The organism is Desulfosporosinus sp. I2 (assembly GCF_000960765.1).
Lineage (GTDB): Bacteria > Bacillota > Desulfitobacteriia > Desulfitobacteriales > Desulfitobacteriaceae > Desulfosporosinus.
Genome location: NZ_JYNH01000045.1, coordinates 23,491 through 31,926, shown reverse-complemented (window position 1 = coordinate 31,926; position 8,436 = coordinate 23,491). Strand labels below are relative to the sequence as shown.

Sequence of the window (8,436 nt, the reverse complement as noted above, 5' to 3'; positions counted from 1 at the left end):
CCGTCCGCCAAGGGTATAGGCTGGCCGAATAATTAACGGAAAAACCCTGCTTTTTAGCGAACTCCTCTCCCTCTTCCAGGGATGTCACGATCACACTTTGGGCAACTGGTTCTCCAAGGGAAAGCATAGTTTCTTTAAAGGCCTCACGGTCCTCTGCTTTATAGATCGTTTCAGCATTACAGCCGATCAGGTCTACACCATAACGCTTTAAAACCCCACTGCGTTCTAATTCCATCGCTAGATTAAGCCCCGTTTGCCCACCTAGAGTAGGCAGAAGCGCATTTGGACGTTCTTTACTAAGAATCCTCTCTATAACCTCGGGTAACAAAGGTTCAAGATAAGTGATATTCGCCATGGTTACATCCGTCATAATCGTTGCCGGATTGCTGTTCACCAGCACCACTTCTACCCCAACTTCACGAAGGGCCTTGCACGCTTGAGTTCCAGCATAATCAAATTCTGCAGCCTGCCCAATGACAATCGGTCCAGACCCGATGACAAGGACCTTTTTCCATGCCGGGTTAAGTGGCATCTTGAGCCCTCCTTTCCTGCATTAAGTCCGCAAATTCCTCGAACAAATACAAGGATTCACTCGGACCTGGTCCAGCCTCTGGATGATACTGTACGGAGAAAACAGGCAAATCTCGATGTTTTACTCCTTCAACACTTTGATCATTGAGGTTACGATGAGTTACGTATAAAGGCGTCTGCTCCAAACTCGCTTCAGCAATAGCGTAGCCATGATTTTGGGAGGTGATCGTCACACGTTTCGATTGAAGTTCTTGGACGGGTTGATTTCCTCCCCGATGCCCAAACTTCATCTTATACGTGTCTCCTCCCAAAGCCAGAGATAAAAGTTGATGCCCTAAACAAATCCCAAAAATCGGACGTTTGCCGATCAACTTGCGAATCGTCTCTATCCCTGCAGCAACCTCTTTGGGATCTCCAGGTCCATTGGATAAGAAAATCCCATCCGGCTCTCTCTTTAATATCTGTTCTGCTGACGTGGTATGTGGAACCACGGTCAATTTGAATCCGCTCTCCTGCATTGCCTTTAATATATTTCTTTTGATCCCAAAATCCATTACCACGACATGGTATGGTTCTCTATGGGTAGGAACAACGGATGTAGCGGGTAAGGTGTAGAACTTAGGGGTACTGACCTTGCCCACAACATCCGCAGGAGGAACCCACTCCGTTAACCTTGAGACCCAATCATTCAGATGCTCGGACTCGGTTGTAATTACCCCACGCAAAACCCCGTGTTCGCGAATAATCCGTGTTAAAGCACGAGTGTCAATCCCTTTAATCCCCACTACCCCAAATTGAGCTAAAGTCCTAGAAAGATTCTTCTCCATCTGCCAGTGACTAGGATGACGACCAGCCTCTTTGACAATAAACCCCTGAACTTGTGCCTTCTCTGATTGATCATCAAAACTGTTTATACCATAGTTTCCAATTAATGGATAGGTCATGCATACCATTTGTCCCGCATAGGATGGGTCAGTTAACACCTCTTGATAACCCGTCATCCCTGTGTTAAAGACAACTTCTCCCACTGCGTTTCCTGTCGCTCCGTAAGACTCCCCCATAAAGATTCTTCCAGTCTCAAGTACGAGTGCTGCTTTCATTCCATCCCTCCTCAGGAAAGATCATTATCTTTAGTTCCAAATCGTCTTTAAGACTTCATCCAGAATCCCTAAGGCTTGATCCATTTCCGATGCTTTAACATTCAAGGGTGGAAGGAAACGTAAGATTTTACCCCCAACACAGTTAATCAAAAGACCCTTTTGCAAACAAGCCTCTACAATTTCCGGTCCCAACTTGGAAACCGGCCAGCCCAACATGAACCCTTGCCCCCTAACAGGATCCCCTGTCTGATATTTCTGGGCCAATTGTTCAAGCCCTTTGCGAAACTCTGCTGCACGCTCTTGCACTCCTGGCATAAATCCCTCTTCAAGCATTACGTCTAAGACTGCGCACCCTACTGCGGTCGCTAAAGGGTTACCGCCGAAGGTAGAAGCATGATCACCCGGCTGAAATGCCGCAGCTACTTTATCAATAGCCAACATTGCCCCAATCGGAACCCCTCCACCTAAAGCTTTTGCTAAGGTCATAATATCCGGTGCTACACCGCTCCATTCATAGGCAAAGAGTTTCCCAGTCCGTCCAACGCCGCACTGAACCTCATCAAAAATCAGCAAAGCCCCAAATTCGTTACACAGTGCTCGTGCTGCTTGAAGAAATTCAATCGAGGCAGGAATTACTCCGCCTTCTCCCTGAATTGGTTCGATAAACACAGCCGCTGTATTTTGATTGACCTTAGAACGAAGGTCCTCGATATCATTTAGAGCAGCATACGCAAAACCTACTGGGAGTGGATCGTACCCTTCCTGGTATTTTGTTTGTCCTGTAAGCGTGAGAGTTGCTAGGGTTCGCCCATGAAATGAATTTTCCAGGGTAACTACCTCGTGTTTATTTGCTCCATAATGTTTCTTAGCATATTTCCTTGCAAGCTTAAAAGCCGCTTCATTCGCCTCTGCTCCGCTGTTACAGAAGAAGACTTTATCCGCAAAGGAGTTCTGCACTAAGCGTTCTGCCAAATCCACTTGATTAGGAATCCAGTAAATATTCGAGGTGTGTAGAATCTTTTTAGCCTGTTCTTGCACAGCTCGAACAATGGCTGGATGGCTATGTCCCAGTGAGTTAACTGCCAGCCCCGTCACAAAATCCAAATATTGTTTTCCATCTGAATCCCATACCCATGAACCAGTCCCTTTGACGATCGTCATCGGTAAACGACCATAGGTATTCATCACGACTTTTTTCCCTCGCTCAATAATCGTTTGAGTGGTCAAGTCTTTCAAGATTTCCATCCCCCTTTTCGATATTCGATACTCGATGTTCGATGTTCATAGTTCGTTGTTCAGCTTTCTAGCCACTAACTACCAACTACTAACTACTAACTACTAACATCGATTTTGGCATCTGATCACTGACTTCTGTCGTGAGGCGATCTGCCATCGCCTATATGAACATTGTTCCGATGCCCCCATCTGTAAATAATTCTAGTAAAATAGAATGGCTTAAACGTCCATCAAGAATATGAACACTCCCCACGCCACTCTCTAACGCCGATACCGCGCACTCAACTTTGGGTAGCATTCCCCCGCTTAGAATCCCCTGTTCCACAAGTTGCTCGACTTCCTCTCTCGAAATTGTAGAAATAAGAGAGTCCTTTTCAGAAACATCGCGCAGGATCCCACTTACATCTGTCAGTAAAAGCAACTTATCAGCCTTTAATGCCTCTGCTATTTTCCCTGCAGCTGTATCAGCATTGACATTATACGTTTCCCCGTCTTCTCCACTGGCAACAGGCGAAATAACCGGAATATAGCCTTGTCCGAGTAAGGTCTCTAAAATATCAGGGGTAACACTCTGAATTTCTCCAACATATCCCAAATCAACCTCTTCCATTTGCCCTTCACTATTGGGCATCTGCATAGGCTTCTTGGCCGCGATCAGAAGTTGCGCATCTTTGCCCGATAAACCGACACTCTTGCCCCCAAATTTGTTCAGAAGAGATACCATTTCTGTATTCAATTTGCCTAACAAAACCATTTGGGCGATCTCCATCGTTTGCGCATCAGTCACTCTTAAACCCCGCACAAACTGACTTTCAATCCCCATCTTCTTTAACATTGCATTGATCTCTGGTCCCCCTCCATGAACCAAAACGGGACGAATTCCTACAGAATGCAAAAGTAGAACATCCATAATCACAGATTCCTTTAAAACAGGATCCACCATGGCATGCCCACCATACTTAATAACCACTGTTTTGCCGGCAAACTTCTGTATATACGGAAGAGCCTCCACTAAAACTCGAGCTTTACTTAAACCTTGTTCCATCGGTGTCATCTCCATATCCCAAGTACCACCTCTTCCTCTACCATAACTCTTTCCTTCTTACTCTTCTGGTCGTACTCTCTTTAAACTTTTTAACTCTCTCTTTACTGAGTTCTTTCCCCTAGTTCTCAAGTTCGATAACTTCCATTGATCGTGACGTATTCATGCGTAAGATCGCAACCCCAGGCTGTAGCTTGTTCTTCCCCATTATGAAGGTTCAAGTTAATCAATACATCGCTTTCACTGAGAATTTCCTTAGCCTGCTCTTCGGAAAAGCTAACTCCTTTTCCGGCTTTAGCAACCATTAGATTGCCCAGAAAAACATCGACCATTTCAGGGTTAAACTCTGCACCAGCATAGCCAGCTGCCGCTAAGATCCTTCCCCAGTTAGCATCTTCCCCGAACAATGCAGTCTTAACTAGACTTGAACCACAAACACTCCGGGCAATCTTTCGGGCATCGTCTTTTGTTTTAGCCCCCGATACCCTTACTTCCATATATTTTGTGGCCCCTTCACCATCGCGAGCAATATCTTGGGCGAGTTGTATACACATCATCTTGACCATTTTTTCGAAGTTAGTGCGGTCTTCCCCAGTCGGAGTCACACCAGAAGCGCCGTTTGCCAATAAGAGAACCATATCATTCGTACTCGTATCTCCATCGACCGTTACCATATTGAAACTTTCTTCAACTGCTTGACGCAGGATATCCTGCAACTCCTCAGAAGGTACGTTCGCATCCGTGGTTAAGAAACCTAACATGGTCCCCATATTAGGGTGAATCATCCCCGACCCTTTAGCGATCGCCCCTAGATGAATCATACCCCCTTCTGAACAGGGCAGCTCATACGCGTATTCCTTCACCTTTGTATCTGTCGTCATAATCGCCAGAGCCGCCTTATGTGCCCCTTCGTCAGACGTTTCTTTCTGACCTCGGATCCCTTTTACCACATCGTTAAGTAGAACGGAACTTGCCAAACGAATGCCATTTAAGACGCGATCAAGCGGCATTTCAACCCCGATCACCCCCGTTGAAGCCACCAGTACGTCCTCAGGTGGTACAGCCAAATACATACCCGCTACTTCTGCCATAGCAAATGCAGCCTTGTCACCGAATTCCCCAACACAAGCATTGGCATTCCCACTATTTATAACGATAGCTCGGGCCAAGCCATTCTCCAAATGACGCTGTGTTAAATATAGAGGGTGCGCCTTGACTAAGTTTCGGGTATATACACCTGCCGCTTGCGCTTGTACATCTGAAAATATAAGCGCGACATCATACTTATCCTTATTTTTAATACCTGCTTGAACGCCAGCAGCGTAAAATCCCTTTGGAGCAGCAATGCCGCCATTAATCGACTTCCAAACCTTCTCAGTGTTATCCACTAGTTCCACTCTCCTTCACTTAGCAAAACCCTCGCTAGCCCAATCCACCTAAAAATTGAAGTTTCGTTTCTGCTACTTCAAAACCATATTAGTGCTTACAGATCCCTATGCAAGTCGTTAGTTCCCTACTCGCAGCACTACTTTGCATTTTAGCATTCACCCTGAAGCGAATTAGTAACTGTCCTCTAATTGCATTTGGAGCGTAGCCGCACTTATCGACTACCAAGATGCAAGTCACGAACCGTCCCTTACTTGCATCCATCACTTGCTTTACGGCCAGAGGGCTGTTCCTTGAAGTCCTTGCCCTTCGGGCCAGCCCATCACTAGATTCATATTTTGAACAGCCTGACCTGCTGCACCCTTCATAAGATTATCGATGGTTGCAATGATAATGGCATTGCCAGTCCTTTGATCAACGGTCAATTGTAAGAATGCATGGTTACTCCCACTGCAAAACTTTGTCTGGGGCCATGTTCCTTTTGGCAAGATATGAATGAAAGGCTCTTGCTCATACTGCTCCTGCCAACACCTGAGTAAATCTCCCTCGTCGACCCCCTCCTGAAGCGTCGCATAGATCGTGACCAGCATCCCACGCGTCATGGGGACTAAATGGGGCGTAAAATTTACAAACAGTGGTTGCCCGGCAGCACGTGAAAGTTCTTGCTCAATTTCTGGAGTATGTCGATGACTTGCGACCCCATAAGCTTTAAAATTTTCATTGACCTCAGCATAATGCGCCCCTAACGAGACTCCTCTTCCAGCCCCAGAAACGCCTGATTTTGCGTCAATAATCAAATTCCTGGTCTGTAACAACTTTTGACGTAACAAGGGAACTAAAGCCAGCAAAGTCGCCGTTGGATAACAACCCGGGTTCGCTATTAAGGATTGTCCCCGAATTTGCTCCCGATATAACTCTGGTAAACCGTAAACTGCCTCTTTAAGAAGCTCAGTCGCCGGATGCTTAATCTTGTACCATTCTTCATAGACTTCTGCTGAATTTAAACGAAAGTCTGCCCCTAGATCAATCACTTTCATTTTGCGAGCCAAGAATGCACTCGTTCTCTCCGCTGTCAAACCATGAGGAAGAGCACAAAATAGCACATCTAAATCGGGAACATTCTCATCCTGCAAAATCCCTACATTTTGATCCCGCCAATGGGGATAAACAGCTTCATAATCTTCACCGGCTATGCTAGACGATGAAAGATACAAATGCTTATCTACCTCTTCATGCCTATACAATAACCTTACCAACTCTTGCCCAGCATATCCTGTGGCACCTAGTACTCCAACTTTCATATCTAATCCTCCTAACCGGAATATATACTGAATTGAATTTTAAGCCAATATTTCTTATAATTATACATATATATGCATAAAAATTCAATAGTGCCTTTGATAAAAGAGGGGTTTCTTTTCCCCTCTTTTCTAAGATTTCTTTATGTAACAACTTTAATATATCCAGTATTATTAAGAAAATCACTTATTCGAGCGAAATTCTAGTTTGATTTGACGCATAAGTTTTTTGTCCTTTAAAACGTCCCAACCGGTTAAGGCAAGTACTTGCATTGCCAACAAAACTAAGCTTTCTCCGTCAGAAGAGAGCGAAGCCTGTGCAAAATCACGGGTATGTGGGATTTCTATACCTGTTCCTAACGTCAGATAGGGGTGAATTGATGGTACGACGCGACTAACATTTCCCATGTCTACAGACCCCATTGCTGTTTGCGGAGGCGCTATTTGAGTGACCCCCATCTCCTGAAGGTTTCTAGTAAAGCATTCGGCTAATGATAAATTGGTATGCATTTCATCATAGGAAAACTCAAATTTTCGCCAAGTCATGTTAGCTGAAACCATGGAAGCAGCCCCTTCAGCGCAACGAATTACTTGTTCTTTTAGTTCATCTAGGTCTTTTCGCTTTCGAGCCCGTAGATAAAACCTTGCCACAGCACGTTCTGGAATAATATTAGGGGCTGCTCCTCCCTCAGTAATAATCCCATTAACTTTCATATCCTGAGGGATCTGCTTTCTAAGCGCATTGATACCCACAAATAAATTAATTAAAGCATCCAAAGCGTTAATTCCAAAATTAGAAGCAGCTACTGCATGGGCAGCTCGTCCATGAAACGTAAACTCCAATGCTTCAAGAGCAAGGCTTGAGATAATAGGAACGTTTTGGCTGCCTGGATGGACCATCATAGCTACATCAATATCATTAAAGATGCCCTTCTCAACCAAAGTTACTTTTGCTCCACTTGTTTCCTCAGCCGGAGCACCAATTACTAAAACTTCGCCCGACAGTTCCAGACTCTTACTTAAAATGACTGCGGCCCCAGCACTGCTTGCTCCAATTAAATTATGCCCACAGCCGTGACCTACATCCGGTAATGCATCATATTCTGCTAAAAAGGCAATCTTGGGTCCTGGATGTGTACCTGAAAATCGAGCAATAAACGACGTCTCCATTCCCGCGATCCCTCGACTTACTTTAAACCCATGTTTCTGAAGAAAGCGACCTAATTCTTCACATGCAAAGTATTCCTGATAGCCAAGTTCTGGATGCTCTCCAATTTGGCGGGCAACCTCCCATACTTCATCTTGTAAATATTGTGCCTGATGTTTAAAAAAAGCCTTAATCGCATCCATGGGAAACCCCATCTCTCTTCTCAAAATTCTTTATCTAGATTTAAGCTTACTTCAGGTGAAGTTTCGCTCCATTAACAATTGCGTTTAGCGATTAAGTAGAATGCTCTTCATAATACTCCCGGTTTAAACTTCTAAATACTACAATAACGGATAAAAACCCCAGTAACGGCCAACATATAACTCCCCATATATTACTTAACCCCACTTTCACCTCACTTAACAGTAACATATTTAGGGCAATTTGGTTGCCAATTTGCAGTAGATCTGCAACATAAGGCAATCCCGACAATAGAATTAGCAATTCATTCAGTCCTTTATAGACCACGTCACTTCCCAACCACAAAAATACCCCAAATGCAACACCGGAAAGCATTAAGCAACAGGCTAACCCGATTCCCCATTTTCTACGCTGCTGAAGACAAATTTCCTCTCTGAAATCTACAGGTAGTTCTAAGATTTTAGCCATAAGCTCAGTATGGAAATTTCCTATGGT

The 8,436-nt window shown here is 44.6% G+C and carries 7 protein-coding genes and 1 pseudogene; all 8 read right to left on the bottom strand.

Going from position 1 to position 8,436, the window contains the following annotated elements:
• Window positions 1-532: pseudogene (locus UF75_RS12210) on the bottom strand (carbamoyl-phosphate synthase large subunit); the annotation flags it as partial.
• On the bottom strand, window positions 522-1,631 hold the full coding sequence (carA, locus tag UF75_RS12205; RefSeq protein WP_045574872.1) for a glutamine-hydrolyzing carbamoyl-phosphate synthase small subunit: 1,110 nt from the start codon (window positions 1,629-1,631) through the stop codon (window positions 522-524). The pseudogene UF75_RS12210 and the gene carA, both read right to left, overlap by 11 nt.
• Before the next feature lie 30 nt (window positions 1,632-1,661).
• Window positions 1,662-2,876 (bottom strand): acetylornithine transaminase, encoded by a 1,215-nt coding sequence (locus UF75_RS12200; RefSeq protein WP_045574871.1) that lies wholly within the window; start codon window positions 2,874-2,876, stop codon window positions 1,662-1,664.
• 151 nt (window positions 2,877-3,027) lie between these two features.
• Window positions 3,028-3,921, bottom strand: a complete 894-nt coding sequence (gene argB, locus UF75_RS12195) for an acetylglutamate kinase (protein ID WP_082075118.1) — start codon at window positions 3,919-3,921, stop codon at window positions 3,028-3,030.
• Window positions 3,922-4,037: 116 nt separating this feature from the next.
• Entirely contained in the window at window positions 4,038-5,297 is a 1,260-nt protein-coding gene (argJ, locus tag UF75_RS12190; RefSeq protein ID WP_082075117.1) for a bifunctional glutamate N-acetyltransferase/amino-acid acetyltransferase ArgJ, read from the bottom strand.
• Between the two features lie 270 nt (window positions 5,298-5,567).
• On the bottom strand, window positions 5,568-6,596 hold the full coding sequence (argC, locus tag UF75_RS12185; protein WP_045574868.1) for an N-acetyl-gamma-glutamyl-phosphate reductase: 1,029 nt from the start codon (window positions 6,594-6,596) through the stop codon (window positions 5,568-5,570).
• Window positions 6,597-6,776: 180 nt separating this feature from the next.
• Window positions 6,777-7,943, bottom strand: a complete 1,167-nt coding sequence (locus UF75_RS12180; protein ID WP_045574867.1) for a M20 family metallopeptidase — start codon at window positions 7,941-7,943, stop codon at window positions 6,777-6,779.
• Window positions 7,944-8,034: 91 nt separating this feature from the next.
• Window positions 8,035-8,409, bottom strand: coding sequence for a hypothetical protein (locus tag UF75_RS12175; protein WP_156146398.1), 375 nt, complete (start codon window positions 8,407-8,409; stop codon window positions 8,035-8,037).
• Between the last annotated feature and the right edge of the window lie 27 nt (window positions 8,410-8,436).

Bases quoted from the DNA above. Each gene is read 5' to 3' on its own strand.
- UF75_RS12180 (WP_045574867.1), bottom strand. From the start codon at position 7,943: ATGGATGCGATTAAGGCTTTTTTTAAACATCAGGCACAATATTTACAA.
- carA (WP_045574872.1), bottom strand. From the start codon at position 1,631: ATGAAAGCAGCACTCGTACTTGAGACTGGAAGAATCTTTATGGGGGAG.
- argC (WP_045574868.1), bottom strand. From the start codon at position 6,596: ATGAAAGTTGGAGTACTAGGTGCCACAGGATATGCTGGGCAAGAGTTG.
- UF75_RS12175 (WP_156146398.1), bottom strand. From the start codon at position 8,409: ATGGCTAAAATCTTAGAACTACCTGTAGATTTCAGAGAGGAAATTTGT.
- argB (WP_082075118.1), bottom strand. From the start codon at position 3,921: ATGACACCGATGGAACAAGGTTTAAGTAAAGCTCGAGTTTTAGTGGAG.
- UF75_RS12200 (WP_045574871.1), bottom strand. From the start codon at position 2,876: ATGGAAATCTTGAAAGACTTGACCACTCAAACGATTATTGAGCGAGGG.